Genomic DNA, 25,684 nt, shown 5'->3' with positions numbered 1-25,684 from the left:
ATGGCGGCACTCACCGTGAGCGTCGTCTCGGCCGACCGCGAGGTCTGGTCGGGCGACGCCACCATGGTCGTCGCTCGCACGACGGAGGGCCAGATCGGTATCCTCGCGGGACACGAGCCGCTGCTCGCGACCCTCGCGCAGGGACAGGTCCGCATCACCCGAGCCGACGGCTCGACGGTGGCGGCGGACGCCGAGGACGGCTTCCTGTCGGTCGAGCACGACACGGTCACGATCGTGGCGCGGCAGGCCGCGCTGGCGTCCTGACCGGACTGACCGTCCTCCTCCCGCCTTCGGAGACGAAGCGGGAGGGCGGGGACACGGACCGCACGCTCGACCTGCGTGCGCTGTCGTTCCCGGAACTGGCTGCTGAACGGGCCGCGGTGATCAACGCGGCCCGTTCCGTCAGTTCCGAGGAGTCCTCGGCCCGGACGGCCCTGAAGCTCGGCCCGAAGTCGATCGGGGAGCGGTTCCGCAACCTCGAGCTCGACACGTCGGGCACGATGCCGGCGATCGACCGGTACACGGGCGTGCTCTACGACCCGCTCGGTTCGCTCGACGCGGACGCCGCGACGCGTGCGTGGTGGTTCGAGCACGTGGTCGTGCAGTCCGCGATGTTCGGTCCCGTCCGCGGTGGCGATCTCGTCCCGGCCTACCGGCTCTCCCACGACTCGCGGCTCGGGTCTGTCCGGCTCGCGTCGCACTGGCCGGAGCCGTCCGCCCGGGTGCTCGCGGCACACACGGCGGACGGGCTCGTGCTCGACCTGCGTTCCGAGGGGTACCGGCAACTCGGCCCCGTCGCCGGCGCGGTCGTCCCGCGCGTCGTGAGCGTCGACGGATCCGGTCGGCGGAAGGCGTTGAACCACTGGAACAAGACCGCGAAGGGTCGCCTGGTCGCGCTCCTCGCCCGGACGGGCGCAGCGGCCACGACGACGGCCGAGCTGCTCGACTGGGCCGGCGCGCACGGTGTCGTCCTCGAGGAGCACGACGGCTCGTGGGACCTCGTCGCGGAGAGCCTCGAGCCCGCGACGGTCTGATCCCGGTTCCGCCCCGCTCGTCCTCCACAGGACGGGTGGGGCGGGTCGCGTTCCACAGGTGCCCACGTCGGCGGGTCCTGGAGGCGCGGCGTGCGTTTCGATGACGTGCATGATCCCCGTCACGACACGAAGCCACCCCGACGCCGCAGTGCGCTACCCGCGCGAGATCGCGGCCGCCGTCACCCTCCCCGCCGCCTGCGCGGCCCTCGTCGCGCCCGGCGACGCACCGTCGTCGCGCCGTGCGTCGATCGCCGTCGTCACGGCGTGCGGGGCACTGGCGACCCGGCTCGCGGTGATCCGGTTCCTCGCCGACCCCGGGCCGATCGAGCCCCGTGCGGTGGCCGCCTTCGACCCCTTCTCCGACCCGACACCGCCGGCGCTGTGCGGGTTCGGTCCCGAGCCGGACCGGGCGCGACTCCGGACCGCGGGTGACCGGTGCGCCGATGCCTGGCGGCACTGGCGTGCGGAGGACCCGTCGGCCGACTCGGCTGCCGGCGCCGCGGGGGCGTTGGCCGTGGCGGCGTGGTGCTCCTGGGCGCTCGGGTCCGCCGCGCGGGCACAGACGCGGGCGCAGCACGCCCTCGACACCCGGGCGGATGATCCGCTGGCGGGCCTGGTGCTGCGCTCGGTCCGGGCGGGGAGCGGTCCCGCTTGGGACCGTGGATGACGGTCGGCGGACAGGATCGTCTACGGTTGTCTCGACCACGCTTGGAGGGCCCGGGTGCGCGACGACGACATCGACGACACGGTCGTCCGTCGACCCCGCGCCGCCGCGTCCCACGAACCGGTGCACGCGTCGGTGGACGACCCGTTGGGCGACACCGTGATCCGTCCGGTCCCGCCCGTCCCCGGTGCGTCCCGAGTCCCGGGCGCTCCGACCGCCGACTCGGTCGACGACACGGTGATCCGTCCGGTGCCGCCGTTGCCGCCCGCGCCGGTGGTGGACGGCGTCTCGGAAGCGCAGGACGTCGACGACACGGTGATCCGTCCGGTGCCGCCCGTGCCGGGTGCGCCTGCCGCTCCGGCGACCGGTTCCCTCGACGACACGGTGCTGCGGCCCGGTCGCGCGCCGCGCCCGGGGGACGGGTCGATCGACGACACCGTGGTCGGGGCCCGGACGCACCCCACCACCCAGGGCGGGACGCCCGTCGGGGGCGAGCCGCGCCTCCCGTCCGACGTCCCCGCACCGACGACCAGGGTGCCGTCCGTGCGGATCGGCGACCGCGTCATCCGGCTCGACCACCCCGTCATCGTCGGCCGGCGGCCCGCGCTGCCGCGGATCCTGCGCGGTCCGGCTCCCGAGCTGGTGTCCGTCCCGTCGTCGAGCGGCCAGGTGTCGTCGTCGCACGTGATGCTGCACGCCGAGGGCGAAGCCGCCGTGGTCGACGACCTCCGGTCCACCAACGGGACCGTCGTGCGGCCCGCCGGGTCGGCGCCGTTCCGGATGCCGGCGGGTGCGTCGAACGTCGTGCTGACGGGTACGGTTGTCGAGATCGGTGACGGCAACGTGATCGAGGTCCTCTCGCCACACCTGCGGGTCGCACCGTCGTCGAGGGACCTCCCACCCCTTCCCACGTGGCCGACCGACCCACCCGCCGGCACGCCCCGAACCCCCAGAGAGCGATCCTGAAACGTGACCGAACTCGGCCGAGCAGCGACTGCGCACGCCATCGACGTCCCCGGTGCCGACGGCGCCACCCTGACGCTCTCGTGGGGAGCCGCGACCGACGTCGGTCGGCGCCGTGACCACAACGAGGACAGCTACATCGTCGGGGCGCCCTTCTTCGTCGTCGCCGACGGGATGGGCGGCCACCTCGCGGGCGACCGTGCGAGTGACGCCGTGGTCCGCCGCCTCGAGCAGGCGACGGAGAGCGCGTTCACGACGCGGCAGTCCATCCAGCGGGCGCTCCTGCTCGCCACCGCCGACATCGAGCGCGCAGCGGGCGGCAACGCGATCGGCGCCGGGACGACCGTCACCGGCATCGCGCTCGTCGCCGCGCAGGGACAGCCGGCCGCGCTCGTCTTCAACGTCGGCGACTCCCGGACCTACCGGATCGAGGGCGGCGTCCTCCGACGCGTCACCGTCGACCACTCGGTCGTGCAGGAGATGGTCGACGCCGGCCTCCTCCGCGCCGAGGATGCCGAGCGGCACCCGGACAGCAACGTGATCACACGGGCCGTGGGCTTCGGCGAGCCGCCGGAGCCGGACTGGTGGACCCTGCCGCTCCGTGCGGGGGACCGGTACATCGTGTGCTCGGACGGGCTCACCAAGGAACTCGGCGACGCCGGGATCGCCCGGATCGCCGCACGCGTGCCGGCGGCGCAGGACCTCGCCGAGCGTCTGGTGGGCGACGCGGTCGTCGCGGGCGGTCGGGACAACGTGACGGTCGTCGTCCTCCAGGTGGACGACGCCCCGGACGACGGCGACGTGGAGGACACGCTGCCGCGGCACTGAGTGCCCCCCGAACTGGGGGACGGGTGACCTCGGGCTGCGCGCAGTGTGCGGAATGTCGGTCACCCACGGTTCGTACAATGGCATGGCCGTGACGAGAGAGCTGGCCGCTCGGCCGGGGAGGAGGGGACGATGGCGCGACGCCTGCCGTCCACCCCGCCCGTCATCGCGGGCTTCAGCCCCGTGCACGTCCTCGGTTCCGGTGGCTTCGCGGACGTCTTCCTCTACGAGCAGGACATGCCGCGCCGGCAGGTCGCCGTGAAGGTCCTGCTCGACGAGGTCGTGGACGACCGCGTCCGGCAGATGTTCCAGGCCGAGGCGAACCTCATGGCGCGCCTCAGCACGCACCCGTCGATCCTCACGGTGTTCCAGGCGAGCGTGGCCTCCGACGGCCGGCCGTACCTGGTGATGGAGCTCTGCTCGTCATCCCTCAGCGAGCGGTACCGCCGCGAGCCGATCCCCGTGTCCGAGGTCCTCGCGATCGGCATCCGCATCGGATCCGCGCTCGAGACCGCGCACCGTGAAGGCGTGCTGCACCGCGACATCAAGCCGTCGAACATCCTGCTCACGGCGTACGGCAACCCGGTGCTGTCCGACTTCGGCATCGCGGCGACCATCGGCGAGGCCGACCCCGACGAGCCGATCGGCATGTCGATCCCGTGGTCCGCGCCCGAGGTGCTCATCGACGAGTCCCGCGGCACGATCCAGTCCGAGGTCTACTCGCTCGCGGCGACGGTCTTCTCCCTGCTCGCGGGCCGCAGCCCCTTCGAGGTCCGAGGCGGCAAGAACGGCGCGGCCGACCTCATGGGGCGCATCGACAAGGGCGGTGTGAAGCCCACCGGGCGGACCGACGTCCCGCCGTCGCTCGAGCGGCTGCTCGCATCCGCGATGTCGCGCAAGGTCGCCGGTCGGCCGTCCACCGTCATGGAGCTCGTCCGTGGGTTCCAGCAGGTCGAGGCTGAGCTCGGCATCCCGCAGACCTCGGCGGACGTCGCGGTCGAGGCGTGGGCCGTCGCGATGCCGACACCGCACGGTGACCGGACGATGATCCGCGAGCTCCAGCCCCCGACCCGCGTGGGTGCACGCCGGCGCACGCGCAAGGCGCTGCAGGGCGGATCGGCGGGGGCCGCGGCGCAGAGCGTCGGCACCGTCCACCGCACCGGCTCCGTCACGCGCGCCCGCCGCCGCACGCGGTCGACGTTGGTCTGGGCGACCTCGATCGCGGTCGTGGTGGTGGCCGCACTCGCCGTCGCCACCGTGCTCGTCATCGGTCGCCTGGGCTCCGGCGCGATCCCGGTGGTCGCCGACGTGCGCGCCGAGCCGTCACCGTCGTCCGTGACCTTCACCTGGGCCGACCCGGGCCTGCGCACGGGGGACACCTACGTCATCTCGTCGAACGGTGCGGCGAGCCAGCAGACCGGCACCAGCTTCGTCGTCTCGGGTCAGAAGGGCGACGAGGAGTGCATCGCCGTCGCGGTCAACCGCGACGGCAAGACCGGGGTCGCGAGCGCCCAGAAGTGCGCCACGATCGGGAGCGCCGGGTGATCCGGGCGTTCCTCGCCAAGCACCGGTCCGCAGCGGTGACGGTCGGCGCCTCGGTCGTCGTCGGCGCGGTCGTCGCCACCGCGGCCATCGCGTCGACCGGGTACCACACGCAGCGGGTCGACCTCGGTGACGGCACCGTGTGGGTGCCGTCCGCCGAGTACGGTGCGGTCGGCCGGGCGAACACCGGGGTCCTGCAGCTCAACACCGCCGTCGAGACCGCGAGCGACGACCTGTCCGTCCTGCAGCGCGGCTCCACGGTGTACAGCGTCGACGAGACGAAGGGCACCGTCGCGAAGGTCGACGTGGCCGACGCCACGGTGGCCGACCCGGTCACGCTGCCGGCCGGGACGCCGCAGGTCTTCTTCGCGGGTTCCACGGCGGTCATCGGCAACGGGGACACCGGCGAGCTCTGGGCGACCCCGGCGAAGGACCTCGGCGAGTTCGACGCGTCGACGAAGGCCGACCTGACGCTCGGCGCCGACGCCGTCTTCGACGCCTCGGACGACCACGTCGCCGTCTACTCGCCGAAGACCGGCACCGCCGCACTCGTCGACGTCGGCACCACGCCGACGGTCGCGAAGCGGTGGACGGTGAAGATGGACCGCGCCGACGACTTCCAGGTCGCGTCCTTCGGGGACCACCTGGCCGTGCTCGACCGCAGCTCGGGCCGGATGTCGGTGGACGGTCGCACGGTCGACCTCGGTGACCGCGTCGGCAGTGCACCCGCCCTGCAGCACTCGACGGACAGCTCGTCCGAGGTCGTCGTCGCCGGCACCGCCGGGCTCGTCCGTGTCTCGGCATCCGGCGACGTCAGCAACACTGCGATGCAGGTCTCCGGTCGTGCGGCACGACCGATGGTCGTCGGCTCCTGCACGTACGCGGCGTGGGCCGGCGGGCAGGCGATCGACACCTGCAAGGGGTCCGGCCTGCAGCGACTCGCGAGCACCGCGGGCACCGGGGACCTGCAGATCCTGCACAACGGCGAGACGGTCGTCGCGAACGACCCGCAGAGCGGGCGCTCCTGGGCGATCGACCGGAGCGGACAGCTCATCGACAACTGGGCCGACCTCATCAAGAAGGACGAGGACCAGCAGCAGGAGCAGGTGTCCGACGACGACCCCGAGGTCGAGAAGGACCAGAAGCCGCCGGTGGCGGTCGACGACGACCTGGGCGCTCGTCCGGGACGCACCACGAGCCTCCCGGTCCTGCTGAACGACTACGACCCGAACGGCGACCCGATCGTCGTGAGCGAGGTCGGCAAGATCGACGACGCCGTCGGCGACGTCGCGATCGTCGGCGACGGCCAGCGCCTCCAGATCACGCTGTCCGGCCGCGCCACCGGGACCGTCTCCTTCCCGTACACGATCACGGACGGCAACGGCGGGTCGGACACCGCCACCGTCCGGGTGACCGTCCGCCCCGACTCCGAGAACGACCCGCCCCGACAGGTCCGCGACACCTCGGCCGACGTCGTGCAGAACGGGCACGTCGTCTCGAACGTGCTCGGTGACTGGGTCGACCCCGACGGCGACCCGGTGTACCTCAAGTCGGCGACCGCGGCGGACGGCGACCGCGTGTCGACGACACCAGACGGGCTGCTCGACTACCGGAACGCGAGCGCGCGGACCGGTGACCGCGCCGTGCAGCTCGTCGTGAGCGACGGGCGTGCGGACGGTCGGGGCTCGGTCACGGTCCACGTGGCGAAGCAGGGCAGCGTGCCGCTCTACGCCGACCCGTTCCCCGTGCAGGGGTACGCGGGCAAGGCGTTCACGGTGGACCCGCTCGACCACGTCCGCGGCGGGAACGGCACCGTCACGCTCACGAGCGTGTCGTCGTCGACCGGCCTCACCGTCACCCCGAGCTACGACTCCGGCACGTTCCGCGTGCAGGGCGCCGGCGCGGGGGACCACCAGCTCGAGTACACCGTGACCGACGGCACGAAGACGACGAGCGGCATCGTGCGGGTCACGATCCTCGCCCCGCCGGACGCCTCGACCGCGCCGATCACGACGCCGAAGACCGTGTTCGTCAACACCCTGTCGACGAAGGACACCGACGTCACCGCCACCGACATCGACCCGGCCGGCGGCGTGCTGCTCGTGACCGCGCTCGACGGTCCGGGCCGTGGTTCCGGGGTCGAGGCGAGCATCCTCGACCAGCACACCGTCCGGGTCACGCTCACCGCGCCGCTCGACGGTCCGGTCTCCTTCGACTACACCGAGACGAACGGACTCGCCTCGGCGACCGGCACGATAACGGTCGTCGAGATCCCGAAGCCGGACCGGATCCAGCCGCCCGTGGCGCAGCCGGACACCGCGACCGTGCGGGTCGGCGACGTGGCGAACATCGACGTGCTCGACAACGACACCCAGCCCGAGGGGGAGCCGCTCACGCTGCAGCCCGACCTCGTGCAGAACGTCCCCGGCGACGGTGGCCTGCTGTTCGTCTCGGGCGACCACCTGCGGTACCTCGCCCCGAAGACCCCGGGCAACTACACCGCCGTGTACCGGGTCGCCGGGCCCGACGGCCAGTACGCCGACGCGACCGTCTCGATCTCGGTGCGCGAGCAGGACGCCGCGACGAACAACCCGCCCGTCCCGCAGACGGTGACCGCGCGGGTCGTCGCCGGGCAGTCCGTCCGGGTGTCCATCCCGTTGAACGGGATCGACCCCGACGGTGACTCGGTGCAGCTCGTGGGTGTCGCCTCGAACCCCGACAAGGGCTCCGTCGCCGACGTGTCGTCCGACTCGCTGACGTACGAGGCCGGCGACTACTCCGCTGGCACCGACGAGTTCACGTACACGGTCGTCGACGCGCTCGGCGCCCGTGCGACCGGCACCGTGCGTGTCGGCATCGCGCCCCGCGCGGAACAGGCGTCGAACCCCGTCGCCGAAGCCGACCACGTGACCATCCGGCCCGGCGGCTCGGTGACCGTGCGGGTCCTGCAGAACGACTCCGACCCCGAGGGCGGGCAGCTCACCGTCACGAAGGCCGAGCCCACCGCCGAGTCGGTCTCCGCCAAGATCCTGCAGAAGCAGCAGATCCGGGTCACACCGCCGAAGACCGCGAAGAACGGCGACTACGCGGTGCTGTACACGGTGACGAACGAGAACGGCGGGGCGAGCACGGCCTTCCTCACCGTCACGGTCGACCCCGACGCCCAGCCGCTGCGGCCCGAGGTCGACGACACCACGCTCGACCTGCAGGACATCCTGCACCGGCAGAGCGTCACGGTCGACGTCCTCGAGAACGTCTTCTTCGCCGAGGGGACCACGGCCGACCTGAAGGTCGGTGTCGTCGACGGCTACGGCGACAACGCCCGCACCACCGACGACGGACGCATCGTCGTCCGGCTCTCCGACGACTCGCAGGTGATCCCGTTCTCGGTCGCCCGCGTGGACCACCCGGACATCGTCTCCTACGGGTTCATCCACGTGCCCGGCTTCGACGACGCCCTGCCGCAGGTCAACCGGACCGCCGGCGCGATCACGGTGAAGAGCGAGGCGACGGTCCGGATCCCGCTGTCGAAGTACGTGGTCACGGCGAACGGGCAGACCGCGAAGATCACCGACCGCGGCACGGTGAAGGCGACGCACGCGAACGGGCAGAGTCTCGTCGTCGACTCCTCGACGCTGCAGTTCACCTCGTCGAAGCTCTACTACGGGAACGCCTCCATCTCGTTCGAGGTCACCGACGGCTCGAACGCCAACGGCGGCAAGGGACGCGTCGCGACGCTCGTGCTGCCGGTCAAGGTCACGCCCCGGTCCAACCAGCCGCCGGCGTTCACCGGCTCCGCCGTCGACATGCAGCCGGGGGAGTCGCGCACGATCGACCTCAGCAAGCTGACCGACTACCCGTACCCGCAGGACCTCCCCGAGCTCAAGTACTCCGTCGTCAGCAAGCCGAGCGACGGCACCACCGCCACGATCAGCGGGCAGAACCTGACGATCAAGGTCGCCGACACCGCGAAGAAGAACACGACCGCCTCGATCGGGATCGGGGTCGCCGACGACGCCAACGCCGGCCGGTCCGGGGTCGTGAGCGTCGACGTCGTCGCCTCGACGCGGCCGCTCGTGCAGCCGGGGGCGGACAAGTCGGTCACGAAGCGTGGCCAGACGACCACGATCGACGTCCTCGCCAACGACCAGCCCACGAACCCGTTCCCTGGCCAGCGGTTGCGCGTCGTGAACATCCGCGGCCTCGGCGGCGGGCTCCCCGGCGGCGTGACCGTCACACCGAGCGCCGACAAGTCGCGGCTGCAGGTCAGTGTCTCCGACAGTGCGAAGCCCGTCGACACGCACTTGCAGTACCAGGTCGCCGACGCCACCGACGATCCGGACCGGTACGTGTGGGGCGACGTGACGATCTCGGTGCAGGACGTCCCGGACGCACCCGGTGCTCCCACCCGCACCGGATCGTACGAAGGCGGGCAGGCGACCCTGACGTGGTCGACGCCGCAGGCGAACAACTCGCCCATCACCGGGTACCGCCTGCAGGGCACGAACGGGGTGTCGAAGGACTGCGGTACGGCGACGGTCTGCACGATCAAGGGGCTCGACCCGAAGGGCTCGTACCAGTTCTCCGTCGTGGCCACGAACGCCGTCGGCGACTCGGCCGCCTCCGCGAACTCCGCGCCGATCAGCGCCGACTTCGTCCCCGCGCCGCCCACCGGCATCAGCGTCACCCCGAGCAAGAGCACGCCGAACCAGCTCGACGTGACCTGGAACGCGGTCGCGGCGCCGAACAACGGCAGCGCCGTGGACAACTACGTCGTCTCGATCGAGGGGCCGGACCTGTCGACGACACGCAGCACGGGTACGGCCACGAACACCTCCTTCACGGGGGCGCAGAGCGGGGCGCAGTACAAGGTGACCATCTCGGCGCGGAACGGCGCTGACCGCAACGGCACGGTCGTGCAGTGGAACTCGGCGGCGGCGACAGGCTCTGCCGTGGGCGTGCCGACCGCCGTGTCGGTCGGTACTCCGAACCTCGACAGTTCCACCGGGCGCACCATCGTGAGTATCGACTACTCGAAAGCGGACGGTCAGGGAGCACCCGTTCAGAGCTACGCGCTCGTCAGGGTCCAAGGGCAGGTCTCGTGCGGTCCCATCAGTGGCGGTCGTGAGGTCGACAGGACGGGTTCGGAGGGTGGAACCCTGCGCGACACCGACACGGACGACGGAACCACGACTTCATACGTGGTGGTCGCGTCCAACTCGCTCGGTTTCTGCAGCGTCAGCAAAGCAACGTCGTCCGTAACCAACTACGAAAAGCCCGGAGCTGCATCGACTCCGTCGCTCCGTGTGACCAAGACGGACAACGACAATGGCGTCTACCAAGTTGTCGTCTCCGGTTACGGAGTGAGCTTGGGTCGGGTAGACCACTACAGGATCCGGTTCAACGGTGGTGACTGGCAGGACGCCCCCAATGGACCAACGGCTGCGCTGGGGTACGGCGCGGCGGTCGTCGCGGAGATTCAGGGTTGCCGAGGGCCCGGGTACGACTACTGCGGAGACCCGTCGTCGAAGTCGAACTCGGTGACGCCGGTGATCACCAAGCCGAACGTCGAGCAGCCGGTGGAAGGGAAAGCGCTGCGCGTGCAGGACCCGTCGAACGGTGGCGCAGCGCCCGAGTACCAGGTGTCCTTCGACGGACGCGCTGCCGACGACAAGGGCGTGGCCTACACGACCAGCTCGATCGTGCCGACATCGGCGCTATCTCCGATTACAACCACGACCGTGTCCATCAGAGTGACCATCGCTGGTCAGACTGACACCTGGACGTACCCTGCTGAGCCGGCAACGCAGGCCGCCGACCCTCAACCGGACTCAGCATCGGCGGGCTGACGCCCTTCCGTGGTCCTCTGACCGTACGCTGCCCCTACGCCATCCCCGAGAACGAGGAACGACACCGCATGAGCATGACCCCGGAGCAGGCCACCTGGTTCGCCGACGTCGCAGGCCGCATCGTGACCAACGTCGAGCAGGTGCTCCTCGGGAAGACGTTCGTGATCCGCCTCGCGGTCACGGCGATGCTCAGCGAGGGGCACCTCCTGCTCGAGGACGTCCCCGGTACGGGCAAGACGAGCCTGGCGCGGGCGATGGCACAGAGCGTGCAGGGCTCGACGAACCGCATCCAGTTCACGCCGGACCTGCTGCCGGGCGACATCACGGGCATCAGCGTCTACGACCAGAAGACCCAGGAGTTCGACTTCCACCGGGGCCCGATCTTCTCGAACATCGTGCTCGCTGACGAGATCAACCGTGCGAGCCCGAAGACCCAGTCGGCGCTGCTCGAGGCGATGGAGGAGTCCGCCGTCACGGTCGACGGCGTGAACCACCGACTCGCGGCGCCGTTCATGGTGATCGCGACCCAGAACCCCGTCGAGCAGGCCGGCACGTACCGCCTGCCGGAGGCCCAGCTCGACCGCTTCCTCATGAAGGCGTCGATCGGGTACCCGGACCACGCCGCGACGGTGAAGATCCTCGAGACGTCGTCGGCGCCGTCGAGTTCGGTGCCGCTCGCGAGTGTCGTGCCCGCGGCCACGATCACCGAGATGGCGACGCTGGCGCGCTCGGTCCACGTCGACCCGGTGATCGCCGACTACGTGGCCCGACTGGTCGACGCGACCCGCTCGGCGAGCGAGGTCCGGCTCGGCGTCAGCGTCCGCGGTGCGATGGGCCTCATGCGCGCCTCCCGCGTCTTCGCGGCGTTGGCCGGTCGCCACTACGTCACGCCGGACGACGTGAAGGCACTCGCGGTGCCGATCCTCGCGCACCGCCTGGTCCTCGACGCCGAGGCCGAGTTCGACGGCGTCAGCGCCACGAGCGTCATCGCACAACTGCTGGTCGAGACCCCGCCGCCGGCGGACCGGGCCGGGTCGTGACCGACCGCCGGCCCGTCTCGACGCGCTCGCGCCGTCCGTCCTCGACGCGGTCGCGTCGCGGCTCGACGGCCTACGAGCGCACCGGGACGGTCGCCGGCCTCACGAACGTCCGGACGCGCCTGGTGGGCGACCGGGACGGCGTGGCAGCGGACGCGGTCGTCGGTCTCGCCAGGGCCTGGTCGACGGCCTGGAGGCTCGTCAAGCGTGGGTGGGCAGAGGTCTCGTCCGTGGTCACCGGCCTCGGGTGGACGGTCGCGGCGCTCACGCTGGTCGCGTTCGTGCTCGGCTACCGGTTCGGCCTGCGCGAGGTCGTCGTCGTGGGCTTCGCGGGGGCGCTCCTCGTGGTCGTCGCTGCGGTCGCGCTCATCGGCCGTTCGCGGCTCGTGATCCGGATGCGCCTGCCGCAGCACCGGGTGGCGGTGGGCGATGCCGCCGGCGTGGTGGTCACGGCGGAGAACCCGGTGCGGTTCCCCTCGGTCCCGACGACGGTCGAGGTGCCGGTCGGGTCCGGGCTGGTGGACGTGGCGATCCCGTCGATCGGCCCGCGCGGTACGTTCGAGCGCGAGGTCCCGGTGCCGACGGTCCGGCGCGGCGTGCTCGACGTCGGTCCGGTGACCGGTGTGCGAGCGGACCCGGTCGGCCTGGTCCGGCGCGAGATCGTCTGGACGGCCCGGGAGCAGGTCATCGTCCACCCGCGGACGATCGCGATCCCGTCGACGAGCACCGGCCTGGTGCGGGACCTCGAGGGGCAGGCGACGACCGACCTGTCGCCGTCCGACATCGCCTTCCACGCCATCCGGGAGTACATGCCCGGTGACGACCCCCGCACGATCCACTGGAAGTCCACGGCGAAGTCCGGTGCGCTGATGGTGCGCCAGTTCGAGGACACCCGCCGGTCGCACCTCGTGGTCGCCCTCGGCCTCTCGCGTGCCGAGTTCGCCGACGACGAGGAGTTCGAGCTCGCGGTGAGCGCGGCAGCGTCGCTCGGCGCACGCGCGATCCGCGACGGCCGCGAGGTCACCGTGGTGGTGTCGGAGCGGACGCCGGAGTTCGCCAAGCGCCCCGTGTACGCCGTGCACCCGCTGCCCACCGTGACGCCCACCCGCCTGCTCGACGACTTCGCGTCCGTCGGACTCGCCGACGCCTGCCTGCCGATCGCCGAGGTCGCGCGCATCGTCGGCACCGACACCGCGGGCATCTCCGTGGCCTTCCTGGTGGTCGGCTCGACGGTCGAGCTGCCGGCGCTGCGACTGGCCGCGACGCGATTCCCGGTCGGCGTCGAGGTCGTCGCGGTGATCTGCGAGCCCGAGGCCCAGCCCCGGTTCCTGCGTGTGGCGGGCCTGACGGTGATGACGATCGGCTACCTCGACGACCTCCGCCACGCGCTGCACCGATCGGCGTCGGCCGCATGAGCGTCGCAGCGGGCCCGGACACCCGGGCACGGAAGACGGTCCGGCGCGATGCCCGCCGCGTCGCCCGCCGCCTCTCGCCCTTCCGGCTCGTGGGTGGCACGCTCGCGGTGTGGCTGGTCCTCGCCGTCGCGAGCGTCGCCTGGTGGCCCGTCTACCGCGACGACGCGATGATCGTCGCCGCCGTCACCGCGGTGGTGTTCGGCACGCTCGTCGCGCTCCTGGGCACGGTGTTCCGGCTGCCGACCGCGGTCGTCGCCGTCGCCACGGTCGCAGCGTTCGCGCTCACCGGCGTGCCAGCAGCGGTGCCGGGCGAGGCGAACGGAATCCTGCCGACCGGCCAGGGACTCGTCGACCTGTTCGCCGGCGTCGCCCTCGGCTGGAAGCAGCTGGTGACCATCAGCCTGCCGGTCGGCTCCTACGAGTCGTTGCTCGTGCCGTACTTCGCGACGTTGCTCGTCGCCACGGTGACCGGCGTGAGCGTGGCGACCCGCGCCTCCAGGCAGGAACTCGCCAGCATCCCGGCGCTGGTGGTCTTCGCGGCCGGTGTGGTCGTCGGACCCGGTCGGCTCGACACGTCGATCGTGACGGCCGTCGCGCTCACCGGGATCGCGCTGGTGTGGGCGCTGACGGTGCGGCACGCACGGCGTGCCGTGGCCGTCGCGACGACCATCGGGTCCCGCGTGCCGGTGGCGCGTTCGGTGATCCGGCCGGCGCTCGTCGGGACGGGGACCATCGTCGCCGCGGCGGTCGTCGCGACCGGACTGGGGCTCGTCGCTCCGCCGTCCGTCGGCCGGACCGTCGCCCGGACCGACGTGGTGAAGCCGTTCGACCCGCGGGACTACGTCAGTCCGCTCAGCGGCTTCCGCGCCTACGAGGAGGACACCGCGTCGAACACGCCGCAGCTCACGGTCACGGGGCTGCCGGAGAACGGGTTCGTCCGGATCGCGACGCTCGACACCTACGACGGGGTCGTCTACCGCGTCGGCGGGTCGGACGGATCGACGGCGTCCGGGACCTTCGAGCGCGTCCCGACCTCGGTCGACGTCCGGGGCGTCGAGGGGACGACCGTGCGCGTCGGTGTCCGGGTCGACGGGTACAGCGGGGTGTGGCTGCCGACGGTGGGCGACCTCGAACGGGTCGAGTTCACCGGGTCCGGCGCCGAGAAGGAGCGCGGTGCGTTCTTCTACAACGGCTCCACCGCGACCGGAGCGGTCGTCGGTGGCGTCGGTGACGGCACCCGGTACGACCTGACCGCCGTCGTGCCGGACCAACCGACGGACGAGCAGCTCGCGTCCGCACGCCCGGGGAGCGCCTCGGTGCCGACGCCGCGGTCGGTCCCCGACGCGGTGCGGGACACCGTGGACGCCTACTCCGGCGATGCCGACACCGACGGTGCGAAGCTCGTGGCGATGGTGCAGGCGCTCAAGCGCAACGGGTACGTCAGCCACGGCGTCGGCGACGACCGAGCGAGTCGTTCCGGGCACGGTGCCGATCGCATCCAGGAGCTCCTGACGTCGCCGCTGATGATCGGCGACCAGGAGCAGTACGCCGCCGCGGCGGCGCTGATGGCGGACCAGCTCGGCTTCCCGGCGCGCATGGTCATGGGGTTCACCGCCGGCGGCGACGCGGGCGGCGGAGCGGGCCGGAGCGCGACCTCGGGCGGGACGACGACGTTCCGCGGGTCCGACGTCACCGCGCGGGTCGAGGTCGACACGGCGCAGTGGGGGTGGGTCATGATCGACCCGAACCCCGCCGTCCGTGAGATCCCGGACGAGCAGCAGCAGACGCCGCAGCCGGTCACGCGCCCGGAGACGGTCGTGCCGCCGCCCCCGGCCGAGCAGCAGGACCAGTCGCAGCAGGCGCCGCCGCAGAGCGACCGCAACACGCCGCCGGTGCAGCCGCTCTGGTTGCAGATCCTGCTCGCCGTGCTGCCGTGGGCCCTCGGGGTGCTGGGGCTCGCCGCGCTCGTGCTGCTGCCGTTCGGCGTCATCGTGCTGCTCAAGCGGATCCGTCGTCGTCGCCGGCGCCGAGCCCCGACGCCTCGTGCCCGGATCGTCGGGGCGTGGGACGAGTACCGCGATGCCCTGGTCGACCGGGGTCACGACGTCGCGCGGGCAGCGACCCGCCGCGAGGCCGTCGTGGGAGCTCCGGGGGAGGGCGGCACCGGACTCGCGGCGTTGGCCGACCGGTCCGTCTTCGGGCCGAGCGAGGCCGACGGCACCGCTGCCGACCGGATGTGGTCGGCGACGGACGACGCGATCACGAGCCTGCGGGCCGGTCGGACCCGCAAGGAACGGATCCGCGCGGCGGTGTCCCTGCGCTCGCTCCGAGTCGTCGACGCCACCCGGTCTGCGCGGGCATCGGTCGCCTCCGCGGTGACGGTCCGGGGCCGACGCTCCACAGGTGGCCAGGGAGCCGCTGGAGGGCGCGACTACGATGGCGTGCAGGCCGGCGAGCGTCGTGGACGGCCGAGTGAGGACAGGCGGAACACGTGATCAGATGCGAACACTGCGGATCGACGCTCCCGGACGGAGCCATCTTCTGCGGTGAGTGCGGACGCGCCGTGACCGCTGCGGCGAGTCGGCGCCCGGTCGCGACGCCCCCCGTCGAGCAGGCACCGCCGCCGCCGCTCCAGCAGCCGGACCTGCACGGACGCCGCCAGGACCCGGCGGCCGAAGCCTGGCTGCCCGAATCGACCCTCGACCCCGCGACCCGTGCCTGGCTGACGGGTGCGGACCGTGGTGGCGAGCAGCAGCCTGCGGCCGTGCCGGTCGAGCGTCCCGACGACTTCACGCCCCGGACGGCGCCGAGCCACGTGCACGGGAGCGGTTCCGGGCTGACCGACTGGTCCGGGCAGCAGCCGGGTGGGGTCGGCCCGTCGGAGCCTGCTCGTCCGTCGGAGCCGTCGGAGCCGTCGGAGCCGTCCCAGACCGACGAGCCGATCGCTCCGCGTGCGCCGGAGGTGCCGTTCACGCCGCAGCCGCCCGAGCCGCCGCTCGACCCGGACGCGTACCCGTCCGACGCCGACGCGGCGGACTCGAACGCCGTCTCGGCCTCCGCCTCGCCAGAGGGGGATGACCCCGAGGTCACCCGCATCGCCGAGCGCCCAGCTGCCCAGCGCTGGGCACCGCCAGCAGAGCAGGCCGCTGCACCAGCGCCGTCCGGGCCCTCGTGGTGGGTCGGACGATCCACGGCTGCGAACGACTCCGTTGCCGACGCCGCGGACGCGACTCCCGACACCGCCGGTGCTCCGGACGCGGTCGTCTCCCCGCCGCAGCCCGGTGACACCGCGGTCGTCGAGCCCTTGGTCGACCGACGCCCGCCGCGCCCGGCACCGCTGGTCACTCCGGGCTCGCAGGCGACGACGTGCCACGTGTGCGGGCACCGTCTCGAGCCCGACGACATCTTCTGTGCCGAGTGCGGCGCCGTGCGGCCCGCCGTGACCGCGGCGTTCACCGGACCCATCGTGCCGCTCCCGATGGACCGACCCGACTGGGCGGCGGACGACGCCGCCGAGACTCCCGACGACGCGGTTGACGCTCCGGACGACGCGGCGGACGCGACGGACGACGAGGTCACCGACGACGACGTCGCCGAGGTGTCGGACGACGCAGCGCCGGACGTCGTGCGTGACGGCGATGCGCTGCCGGAGCCTGCGGTCGCCGACGACGGCGCCGAGGGCTCCGCCGGTGTCCTCCCCTCGTGGGTGAACGGTGGCGGCGACGGTGCACCCGCCGGCGACACCCCGCCCCGACCGCGCGGTCTGCACGCGGCCCCGGAGCACGAGTCACCAGCCGTCGGCACACCCTTCGTCCCGCCCGTTCCCGGTTCCGCGACCGTCCCGTCCTCCGCACCATCAGCACAGGACAGCGGCGCGATCGGAGTACCGATGGCAGCGCCGCTGCCGCCGCTGCCCGGGGTGGACGACGCCGCGCGCCCGGCACCGTCGGTGATCGACGCTCCGACGAGCGCCGACGGCGACCTCGAGGACGACGTCGACGAGACCCGCATCGTCTCCGCGACCCCGACCCGTGCGCCCTTCGTGCTGCACTTCAGCACCGGGGAGCGCTTCGGCGTGCACGGCACCGGCCTCGTCGGACGACTCCCGCGCCCCCAGCCCGGGGAACGGTTCGACGACCTGCTGACCGTCCACGACCCGGGCAAGTCCGTGTCGAAGACCCACCTCGAGCTCGGGCGCGACGGCGACGACCTGTGGGTGTCCGACCGGTTCTCGGGCAACGGCACCGTCGTCCGGCACATCGACGGGTCGATCCGTCGCTGCGAGCCGGGCCGCCGGTACCGAGTCGAGCGCGGCGCGCGGGTGGACATCGGGGAGCAGTTCTTCCTCGTGCAGTGACGGCGGGGGAGTCCTCCACAGCGGTGTGATCGTCAGCGCTCTCCACAGTTCGGTGGCTGAGCGTCGGTGGCACCGGGGTCGTGTGGTGCTCTGGAGGCATGACCCCCTTCACCGCCCGCTGCACCCTGGTCGGCGCAGCGGTGGTGCTGCTCGTGGTGGGGCTCGTCGTGCCGGTCGAGTGGCCGTCGCGCGCGGTGCTCCTCGGAGCGGCGGGGTGTTGCGCGGTGCTCGACGTCCTCGTGGTCCGCGCGACCAGGGTCCGTCGCTCCCGCGGCGCCGAGTGCGGGGCGGACGTGGCGGACGTGGCGGTCCTGGTGCCGACGTCGTCCGGACCGCCGGGCGCCGAGGACGAGACCGTCGGGACGGGGACGCACCGGCGGCCCATCGTCCTCGGCACGGCGTCGAACGGCTGTGAGCTCGCCGTCGACGACCGGTCGCGGCCCCACATCGTCGTGGTCGGGTCCGGCGTGCTCGCGCTGGCGGTGTTCCGGGCCCTCGCGGCGCAGGTCCGCGCCGTGGCTGGTCCGGACGACGAGGTCCGAGCCGCGTGCGGTCCCGAAGCGCGCGCGGTGGTGGCTGCGGGCAGCGATCACTGTCCGGCGATGCCCTCCGGCACGGCCGCTGTCGTGGTCGACCGCCCAGCCCACACAGCGAGCCCCGAGCGCCCACCCCGCGCAGCGAGCCCCGAGCGCCCGGACCGGGCGTGCCCGCCGACCCGCACGACCGTGGTCCTCGTACCCGGCCTCAGCGTCCTGCCCCGGCACTGGGACGTCGCCGTCGAGGTCACCCGCCACGGATGCACCGTCCGACACCCGCACGAACGGCGGGGTACCCCCGTGGCACCGGCACTCCCGCAACTGCAGCTGGACGAACCCGGATGACCCCGGCACGGGGTCTTCCCACGACCCCGCCCTCAGCGCAGCCCGGACCCCGCCCGCAGCGTCCCCACCGGCACCCCGCCACCGAGCACCTGCTCGCCCGTGGCCGCCATGACGTCCGCGACCCCTGCCGCGTCCACGATGCCGTTGCGCTCGAGCAGCGTGAGGGCCGCGAGCGTCCCGGACCGCTGCGCGCCGTCGAGGGTCTTGACCGCGACCGCTGCACCACCGGGCAGGCCCATCACCATGACGCCCTCGGCACCGAGCTTCGCCAGCACCCGGAGTCGCTCGATCGTCACCGTGTTCGCCCGTCCGATGCCGTCGATGGCCCACGGGTGGTCGAGCACCGCGTCGGTGAGCGCTGCCGTGTCGGACTCGGCGCGCGCGACGACACCGGCGAAGCCCCGGGCGAGTCCGGCCAGCGTCAGGGGGAACACCGGGGCCCCGCACCCGTCGGTCCCGACGACGTCGACGGTCTCGTGGGTGAACTCCTCGACGGTCTCGCGGACGCGCTGCTGCAGCGGGTGCGCCATCTCGAGGTAGGTCTCCTCGTCCCAGCCGTTCACCCGGCACGCCGCGAGCATGCCCGCGTGCTTGCCGGAGCAGTTCATCGCGAGGCGCCTCGGCTCGGTCATGGTGCGGGCGGTGGCGCGGTCGAACGGCATGTCCGGCGGGCAGCCGAGGTCCGACTCGACGTGGTCGTACGACTCGAGCATGTGCAGCGCGATGGCCTGGTGCGCGGGGGTGCCGGCGTGGCTCGCGGTGGTGAGGACGAGCTCCTCGTCGGAGAACACGGCTCCGGCACGGCGGACCGCGAGCGCCTGGAAGGGCTTCATCGTGGAGCGGGGGTAGACGCTGGCCTGCACGTCACCGACGGCGTCGATCACGGTGCCGTCCGCGGCGACGACGACCCCGGCACCGACGTGTCGGCTCTCGTCGAACCCGTTGCGGTCGAGGACCGCCAGTTCGACCGACCCCTCGGCGGTGAGAGGATGGCGGTCAGTGTGGACGTCGGAGAGCACCGTCATGCCGCAATCGTACTGATCCTGTGAGGAGCCCACCGTGTCCGACCACTCCTACGAGGTCTCCGTCCACTGGACCGGCGACCGCGGCACCGGAACGAGCGGCTACCGCGACTACGGGCGCGACCACGACGTCCGCGCCGCGGGCAAGCACGGCATCGAGGGCTCCGCCGACCCGACGTTCCGCGGGGACCGCGACCGCTGGAACCCCGAGGAGCTCGTCGTCGCGTCCCTCGCCCAGTGCCACATGCTGAGCTACCTCCACGTCGCCGTGACCGAGGGCTTCACCGTCGTCGACTACGAGGACCGCGCCACGGCCAGCCTCAACCTCAACCGCGACGGCTCCGGGGAGCTCACCGAGGCGACGCTGCACCCGGTGGTCACCATCCTCGAGGCGGACCGCGTCGCCGACGCCGAGGCCGCGCACGCCACTGCGAACAGCCTCTGCTTCATCGCACGCTCGGTGGCCTTTCCTGTGCACCACGTCCCGCACACCAAGGTCCGTGCGGCAGACTAGGTCCTCGTGAAGCGTCTGCGTCTCCTCCCGATCGCCCTCGTCCCCGCCGTCGTGCTGGGACTCGCCGCGTGCTCCGGATCCGGGTCGAGCGACTCGACCGCCACCCCGAGTGCGTCGTCGAGCGCGACCGCCGCGGCCATCACGTCCTGCCCCGACCCGGGTTCGGCGTCGAAGGCGATCACGGTGTCCGGCGCGTTCGGCGGCAGCACGGCACCGACGGTGAAGTTCACGGGCGGCCTCACCGCGAGCAAGCCCCAGGCGAGCACGGTCGTGCGCGGCAAGGGTGCCTCGCTGGACGAGGGCGACTACGCGCAGGTCTCGTACAGCGTGTACCAGGCGTCGGACGCGAAGAAGCTCGGCACGGTCGGCTTCGACCAGGGCAACCCGCAGGTCCTCTCGGTGGGCGGTTCGGGCTTCGGCGCCCTCCTGGCGTGCTCGAAGGTCGGTGACCGCGTCGCGGCGGTCGGTCAGTCGTCGGCGCTCGGCTTCAACACCGGCGGCGAGATCGTCGTCGTCGCCGACGTCGTGGCGCAGACCCCGACGAAGGCCACCGGGAAGGCCCAGGAGCAGGACCCGAAGCTCCCGACCGTGCAGGACAAGGCGGACGGCGAGCCGGAGATCACGATCCCCAAGGGCGTCGCGGCACCGTCGAAGACCACGCCCGAGGTCATCAAGCAGGGCACCGGCGACGTCATCGCCGACGGCGACACCGCGCTCGTGCAGTACAAGGGCGTCGTCTACGACACCGGCAAGGAGTTCGACTCCTCGTGGTCGAAGGGCGTCCCGACGACCTTCACCATCTCCGAGGGCTCGCTCATCAAGGGCTTCGTGACCGGGCTGGTCGGCCAGAAGGTCGGCTCGCAGGTCCTCATCGTCGTCACGCCGGAGGACGGCTACGGCGCGAACCCGCAGGAGGGCTCGGGCATCCCGAAGAACGCCACGCTCGTCTTCGTCGTCGACATCCTCGCCAAGGGCTGACCGTGCGCCAGAAGCGGCGCATCGCGATCCTCGGCAGCACCGGCTCGATCGGCACCCAGGCACTCGACGTCGTCGCCCGCAACCCCGACCGCTTCGAGGTCGTCGGCCTCACCGCCGGCAGCAACCGCACCGTGGTCGCCGAGCAGGCCGAACGCTTCGGCGTCCGTGACACCGCGTTCGGCGCCGCGGACACCGAACGCCTGGTCCGCAGCGTCGAGGCCGACGTCGTCCTCAACGGCATCACCGGGTCGGTCGGCCTCGGCCCCACCCTGGCCGCGCTCGAGTCCGGCGCCACGCTGGCGCTGGCGAACAAGGAGAGCCTCATCGTGGGCGGCCCGCTCGTGCAGGCCGCCGCGGCACCCGGCCAGATCGTCCCGGTCGACAGCGAGCACTCCGCCATCGCCCAGGCGCTCCGCTCCGGCACGACGGACGAGGTCCGCCGGCTCGTGCTCACCGCGAGCGGCGGCCCGTTCCGCGGGCGGTCGCGCGCGGACCTCACGGACGTCACCCCGGCCGAGGCGCTCGCGCACCCGACGTGGGACATGGGGCTCGTGGTCACGACGAACTCCGCGACGCTCGTCAACAAGGGCCTCGAGGTCATCGAGGCCCACCTGCTCTTCGGCGTCCCCTACGACCGCATCGACGTGACGGTGCACGCGCAGTCGATCGTGCACTCGATGGTCGAGTTCGTCGACGGCTCCACGATCGCACAGGCGTCGCCGCCGGACATGCGGCTGCCCATCGCCCTCGGTCTCGCGTGGCCCGACCGGGTCCCGGGCGTCGGGGTGCCGCTCGACTGGACGTCGGCGAGCACCTGGACGTTCGAGCCCCTCGACGACGAGGCCTTCGGTGCTGTCGCCCTCGCGAAGCGCGTCGGGCAGCTCGGGGGCACGTTCCCGGCCGTGTTCAACGCGGCGAACGAGCAGGCCGTGGCCGCGTTCCACGCGGGAGCGATCGGTTTCCTCGACATCGTCGACACGGTCGAGCGCGTGGTCGACGAGCACACGGCGGGGGACCCCTCCCTCGAGGGCGTGCTGGCAGCGGAGCGCTGGGCGCGCACCGCGGCCGACCGCATGCTCTCCCGCTGAGGCGAGTCGCGCCTCCCGTCCGTCAGCACGGCTGCGGGAGCAGACGGACCGGGCGGTCCAGGAGGCGCGGCGCACCTCCCAGGGTGCGCTCGGCTCGGTCATGGGAACCGTCCCGTACCCTTTCCCGGTGACCGTCGAATCCGTCCTGCTCTTCGTCCTCGGCGTGGTCGTCTTCATCATCGGCCTGCTGGTCTCGATCGGACTCCACGAGCTGGGGCACCTGTCCTTCGCGAAGCTGTTCAACGTCAAGGTGACCCAGTACTCACTCGGCTTCGGCAAGGCGATCTGGTCGTTCAGGCGGGGCGAGACCGAGTACGGCATCCGCCCGATCCTGCTCGGCGGCTACATCTCGATGGTCGGCATGCTCAAGCCGCGGGCGTCCGGGCGACCGACTGCGATCACGAACACGGGCATGTACGGCGCCTTCGTGCAGGACGCACGGCAGGCGAGCGCCGAGCAGATCGCGGACTCCGGCGGCGACGACTCGCGTGCGTTCTACCGGTTGACCCCGTGGAAGCGGATCATCGTGATGGTCGCCGGTCCGGCGATGAACCTCGTGATCGGCATCGTGCTGTTCGGAGTGCTGCTCGTCGGGTTCGGTGCGCCGACGACCACGTTCACGTCGAGCGTCGACTGCGTGCTGCCGACGAGCCAGGCGACGACGTGCACCCCCGGGGACGCCGTCTCGCCGGCGAAGCAGGCCGGCATCCGGTCGGGCGACGTCGTGCTCTCGGTCGACGGGAAGCAGGACCCGACGATCGCCCAGGTCTCCGAGGTCTTCCAGCGGTCCGCCGGCGAGGACGTCACCGTCGTGGTGTCCCGCGACGGCGCCGAGAAGACGCTGCACATCACGCCGACGACCGCCACGCGGGACGTCTACACCGCCGACGGCACGGTCGCGAAGAACGACGACGGCAGCACGAAGACGCAGCAGGTCGGCGTCGTCGGCGTGAGCATCGGCCAGTCGCTCGTGCGGCAGTCGCCGGCCGCGGTGCTGCCGGCCACCGGGGCGCAGATCTCGGCGTCGGCGCACCTCATCATCGACCTGCCGCAGCGGCTCGTCGCGGTGTGGAACGCGGCGTTCGGCTCGCAGGAGCGGTCGCAGGACAGCCCGGTGTCGGTCGTCGGCGTCGGCCGCGCGATCGGCGAGGTCTCGTCGATGAGCGGCGTGCCGGTGGTCGACAAGGCGTACACGATCCTCGGGCTGCTCGCCTCGCTGAACATCGGCCTGTTCGTCCTGAACATGGTGCCGCTCCTGCCGCTGGACGGCGGCCACATCGCCGGCGCCCTGTGGGAGGCCGTGAAGCGCCGCTCCTTCAAGTTGGTCGGCAAGGCGGACCCGGGGCCGATCGACCTCGCGAAGACGATGCCGCTGACGATGGTCGTCGTGGTCCTGCTCGCGGGCATGAGCGCACTGCTCATCTACGCCGACATCGTGCGCCCCGTGAACCTGTTCGGGTAGCGACGAGGTCTCGGCCGCGCACTACGCTTTCGCACATGAGCACAGCTCCGGAAGTCCGCACGGTCGAGCGGCAGGGCACCGACGTCATCGCCGAGTCCGACCGGAAGGGACGTCCGAGGGACCTCTTCTGGCCGTGGTTCGCCGCGAACATCTCGGTGCTCGGCCTGTCGTACGGCTCGTTCGTCCTCGGGTTCGGCATCTCCTTCTGGCAGGCCACGATCGTCTCCGTCATCGGGGTCGCGTTCTCGTTCCTGCTGTGCGGGATCGTCGCCATCGCCGGCAAACGGGGCTCGGCACCGACGATGGTGCTCGGCCGCGCGGCGTTCGGCGTCCGGGGGAACCGGCTGCCGGCGTTCCTCAGCTGGATCCTCACCGTCGGGTGGGAGACCGCGCTCGCGTCGGCGGCGGTCCTGGCCACCTCGACGGTGTTCCGGGAGCTCGGGTGGGACGGCGGTGTCCTGACGAAGCTCGTCGCACTCGTGGTCGTCGCCGCACTCGTGGTCGGTGCGGGCATCGCCGGGTTCGACGTGATCATGCGACTGCAGACGTGGATCACGGTCATCACCGCGGTGCTGACGATCGTCTACGTGGTGCTCGCGCTGCCCTCGATCGACCTCGGTGCGATCGCCGCACTGCCGGCCGGGAGCGCCCAGAACGTCGTCGGCGCCCTCGTGCTCGTGATGACCGGGTTCGGCCTCGGTTGGGTGAACGCCGCCGCGGACTACTCGCGCTACCTGCCGCGGTCGGCCTCGACCCGCGGGGTCGTCTGGTGGACCACGTTCGGCGGGGCGCTCGCGCCGATCGTGCTCGTCGTGCTCGGCGTCCTGCTCGCCGGCTCGTCGAAGGACCTCAACACGGCGATCGCCGCCGACCCGATCGGTGCGCTGACGACCGTGCTGCCGGTGTGGTTCCTCATCCCGTTCGCCCTCGTCGCGGTGCTCGGGCTCGTCGGCGGTGCGGTGCTCGACATCTACAGCTCCGGACTGGCCCTGCTCAGCGCCGGCATCCGCATCCCGAGGCCCGTCGCGGCCGGGGTCGACGGCGTGTTCATGGTGGCGGGCGCCGTCTACGTGGTGTTCTTCGCCGACTCGTTCATCAAGCCGTTCCAGGCGTTCCTCGTGACGCTCGGCGTGCCGATCGCCGCCTGGTGCGGGATCTTCGTCGCCGACGTCGTGATCCGCCGGGCTCCGTACGCCGAGCGGGAGCTCGAGGACCGCCGTGGCCGGTACGGCGACGTGCGCTGGCTCGCCGTCGGCCTCGTCGTCGTGGGGACCGCGCTCGGCTGGGGCCTGGTGACGAACACGTACGGCGTGCCGTCCTGGCTCAACTGGCAGGGGTACCTGCTCGAGCCGTTCGGCCTCGGCGGGCGCACCGGCGCCTGGGCGTACGCGAACCTCGGCGTGCTCGTGGCGCTCGTCGTCGGGTTCCTCGGCACCCTGCTGTTCGCCCGCGGCTCCGTCCGCCGGCAGGAGCAGGCATGAGCGCGGTCGAGGCGGCCGTCGCCGGGGTACCGGACGACGCGTGGCTCGTCGTCGTCGACATGCAGGAGGTCTTCACCGGCGAGAGCCCCTGGGCCACCGGGCGCTTCGACCACGCCGCCGCCGGGATCGAGCGGCTGCTCCCGCGCTTCACCGGGCGCACGGTCTTCACCCGCTTCGTCGCCCCGGAGCACCCGCAGGGCGCCTGGGTGCCCTACTACCGCGACTGGCCGTTCGCGCTCGTGCCGGACACCGACCCTCTCTGGGACCTGACCGAGCCGTTCGCGACCGCCGCCGCGGACCGACGCGACCCCGTCGTCACCGAGACGAGCTTCGGCAAGTGGGGAACGCGCCTCCAGGCCGTCACCGGTGAGCACCCGCACCTCGTCCTGGTCGGGGTGTCCACCGACTGCTGCGTCCTGTCGACCGCGCTGGCGGCCGCGGACGCCGGTGCGACGGTGACCGTCGTGGCGGACGCGTGCGCCGGGGCGAGCGACGAGGACCACGAGCGCGCCCTCGCGGCGATGCGGCTCTACGCGCCGCTGATCACCGTCGTCTGAGCATCACGCGTGCGC

General features: G+C 72.3%; 19 protein-coding genes and 1 pseudogene. 19 read left to right on the top strand and 1 reads right to left on the bottom strand.

Annotated elements, in window-relative coordinates; all coding sequences use genetic code 11:
- The 13 genes and pseudogenes from ACEN8D_RS03905 (at position 1) to ACEN8D_RS03845 (ending at position 18,567) form a co-directional block, all read left to right on the top strand.
- The gene (locus tag ACEN8D_RS03905) at positions 1-264 is read left to right on the top strand and encodes a F0F1 ATP synthase subunit epsilon (protein WP_022905458.1); all 264 of its coding nucleotides are present in this window, start codon (positions 1-3) and stop codon (positions 262-264) included.
- Complete coding sequence (locus ACEN8D_RS03900; RefSeq protein WP_413398671.1) at positions 261-1,034, top strand: YaaA family protein; 774 nt, start codon at positions 261-263, stop codon at positions 1,032-1,034. Before ACEN8D_RS03905 ends, ACEN8D_RS03900 begins: the two co-directional genes overlap by 4 nt.
- 109 nt (positions 1,035-1,143) lie before the next feature.
- Entirely contained in the window at positions 1,144-1,701 is a 558-nt protein-coding gene (locus ACEN8D_RS03895) for a hypothetical protein (RefSeq protein WP_413461450.1), read from the top strand.
- 54 nt (positions 1,702-1,755) lie between these two features.
- Complete coding sequence (locus ACEN8D_RS03890) at positions 1,756-2,664, top strand: hypothetical protein (RefSeq protein WP_413399894.1); 909 nt, start codon at positions 1,756-1,758, stop codon at positions 2,662-2,664.
- Positions 2,665-2,667: 3 nt separating this feature from the next.
- On the top strand, positions 2,668-3,489 hold the full coding sequence (locus ACEN8D_RS03885) for a PP2C family protein-serine/threonine phosphatase (protein WP_070416284.1): 822 nt from the start codon (positions 2,668-2,670) through the stop codon (positions 3,487-3,489).
- 129 nt (positions 3,490-3,618) lie between these two features.
- The gene (locus ACEN8D_RS03880; RefSeq protein ID WP_413461319.1) at positions 3,619-5,031 is read left to right on the top strand and encodes a serine/threonine-protein kinase; all 1,413 of its coding nucleotides are present in this window, start codon (positions 3,619-3,621) and stop codon (positions 5,029-5,031) included.
- Positions 5,004-10,877, top strand: a complete 5,874-nt coding sequence (locus tag ACEN8D_RS03875) for an Ig-like domain-containing protein (protein ID WP_413461320.1) — start codon at positions 5,004-5,006, stop codon at positions 10,875-10,877. The genes ACEN8D_RS03880 and ACEN8D_RS03875 overlap by 28 nt, the downstream gene beginning before the upstream one ends.
- A 68-nt stretch (positions 10,878-10,945) precedes the next feature.
- Positions 10,946-11,917 carry an AAA family ATPase gene (locus ACEN8D_RS03870; protein WP_070416281.1) on the top strand — a complete coding sequence of 324 codons (972 nt, stop codon included), beginning with the start codon at positions 10,946-10,948 and terminating at the stop codon, positions 11,915-11,917.
- Positions 11,914-13,329 (top strand): DUF58 domain-containing protein, encoded by a 1,416-nt coding sequence (locus ACEN8D_RS03865; RefSeq protein WP_083294951.1) that lies wholly within the window; start codon positions 11,914-11,916, stop codon positions 13,327-13,329. Before ACEN8D_RS03870 ends, ACEN8D_RS03865 begins: the two co-directional genes overlap by 4 nt.
- The gene (locus ACEN8D_RS03860) at positions 13,326-15,824 is read left to right on the top strand and encodes a transglutaminaseTgpA domain-containing protein (protein WP_413461321.1); all 2,499 of its coding nucleotides are present in this window, start codon (positions 13,326-13,328) and stop codon (positions 15,822-15,824) included. Before ACEN8D_RS03865 ends, ACEN8D_RS03860 begins: the two co-directional genes overlap by 4 nt.
- Positions 15,821-15,889, top strand: a pseudogene (locus tag ACEN8D_RS03855) (zinc-ribbon domain-containing protein); the annotation flags it as partial. The gene ACEN8D_RS03860 and the pseudogene ACEN8D_RS03855, both read left to right, overlap by 4 nt.
- 3 nt (positions 15,890-15,892) lie before the next feature.
- Positions 15,893-17,686, top strand: coding sequence for an FHA domain-containing protein (locus tag ACEN8D_RS03850; protein WP_495601242.1), 1,794 nt, complete (start codon positions 15,893-15,895; stop codon positions 17,684-17,686).
- A 98-nt stretch (positions 17,687-17,784) separates the two neighbouring features.
- Entirely contained in the window at positions 17,785-18,567 is a 783-nt protein-coding gene (locus ACEN8D_RS03845) for a Rossmann-fold NAD(P)-binding domain-containing protein (protein WP_413461323.1), read from the top strand.
- Between the two features lie 32 nt (positions 18,568-18,599).
- On the opposite strand, the gene ACEN8D_RS03840 is transcribed toward ACEN8D_RS03845, so the two are convergent.
- Entirely contained in the window at positions 18,600-19,592 is a 993-nt protein-coding gene (locus ACEN8D_RS03840) for an asparaginase (protein WP_071296251.1), read from the bottom strand.
- A gap of 34 nt (positions 19,593-19,626) precedes the next feature.
- Here ACEN8D_RS03840 and ACEN8D_RS03835 point away from each other — a divergent pair, with 34 nt between their 5' ends.
- The 6 genes from ACEN8D_RS03835 (at position 19,627) to ACEN8D_RS03810 (ending at position 25,669) form a co-directional block, all read left to right on the top strand.
- Positions 19,627-20,103 carry an OsmC family protein gene (locus ACEN8D_RS03835; RefSeq protein ID WP_070419068.1) on the top strand — a complete coding sequence of 159 codons (477 nt, stop codon included), beginning with the start codon at positions 19,627-19,629 and terminating at the stop codon, positions 20,101-20,103.
- 6 nt (positions 20,104-20,109) lie between these two features.
- Positions 20,110-21,081: an FKBP-type peptidyl-prolyl cis-trans isomerase gene (locus ACEN8D_RS03830; RefSeq protein WP_413398865.1), complete on the top strand. Its 972-nt coding sequence runs from the start codon at positions 20,110-20,112 to the stop codon at positions 21,079-21,081.
- 2 nt (positions 21,082-21,083) lie between these two features.
- Positions 21,084-22,169, top strand: coding sequence for a 1-deoxy-D-xylulose-5-phosphate reductoisomerase (gene dxr, locus ACEN8D_RS03825; protein ID WP_071296253.1), 1,086 nt, complete (start codon positions 21,084-21,086; stop codon positions 22,167-22,169).
- 127 nt (positions 22,170-22,296) lie between these two features.
- Complete coding sequence (locus ACEN8D_RS03820) at positions 22,297-23,631, top strand: M50 family metallopeptidase (protein WP_175475889.1); 1,335 nt, start codon at positions 22,297-22,299, stop codon at positions 23,629-23,631.
- A 35-nt stretch (positions 23,632-23,666) separates the two neighbouring features.
- The gene (locus tag ACEN8D_RS03815) at positions 23,667-25,112 is read left to right on the top strand and encodes a purine-cytosine permease family protein (protein WP_413398866.1); all 1,446 of its coding nucleotides are present in this window, start codon (positions 23,667-23,669) and stop codon (positions 25,110-25,112) included.
- Entirely contained in the window at positions 25,109-25,669 is a 561-nt protein-coding gene (locus ACEN8D_RS03810) for a cysteine hydrolase family protein (protein ID WP_413398867.1), read from the top strand. Before ACEN8D_RS03815 ends, ACEN8D_RS03810 begins: the two co-directional genes overlap by 4 nt.
- Positions 25,670-25,684 lie beyond the last annotated feature (15 nt).

Source organism: Curtobacterium sp. Curtsp22 (assembly GCF_059492135.1).
The sequence above is the reverse complement of the archived record's forward strand: the minus strand, read 5'-3'. Positions and strand labels throughout refer to the sequence as shown.

Bases quoted from the DNA above. Each gene is read 5' to 3' on its own strand.
- ACEN8D_RS03840 (WP_071296251.1), bottom strand. From the start codon at position 19,592: ATGACGGTGCTCTCCGACGTCCACACTGACCGCCATCCTCTCACCGCC.
- ACEN8D_RS03905 (WP_022905458.1), top strand. From the start codon at position 1: ATGGCGGCACTCACCGTGAGCGTCGTCTCGGCCGACCGCGAGGTCTGG.
- ACEN8D_RS03870 (WP_070416281.1), top strand. From the start codon at position 10,946: ATGAGCATGACCCCGGAGCAGGCCACCTGGTTCGCCGACGTCGCAGGC.
- ACEN8D_RS03860 (WP_413461321.1), top strand. From the start codon at position 13,326: ATGAGCGTCGCAGCGGGCCCGGACACCCGGGCACGGAAGACGGTCCGG.
- ACEN8D_RS03815 (WP_413398866.1), top strand. From the start codon at position 23,667: ATGAGCACAGCTCCGGAAGTCCGCACGGTCGAGCGGCAGGGCACCGAC.
- ACEN8D_RS03810 (WP_413398867.1), top strand. From the start codon at position 25,109: ATGAGCGCGGTCGAGGCGGCCGTCGCCGGGGTACCGGACGACGCGTGG.
- ACEN8D_RS03895 (WP_413461450.1), top strand. From the start codon at position 1,144: ATGATCCCCGTCACGACACGAAGCCACCCCGACGCCGCAGTGCGCTAC.
- ACEN8D_RS03880 (WP_413461319.1), top strand. From the start codon at position 3,619: ATGGCGCGACGCCTGCCGTCCACCCCGCCCGTCATCGCGGGCTTCAGC.
- ACEN8D_RS03845 (WP_413461323.1), top strand. From the start codon at position 17,785: ATGACCCCCTTCACCGCCCGCTGCACCCTGGTCGGCGCAGCGGTGGTG.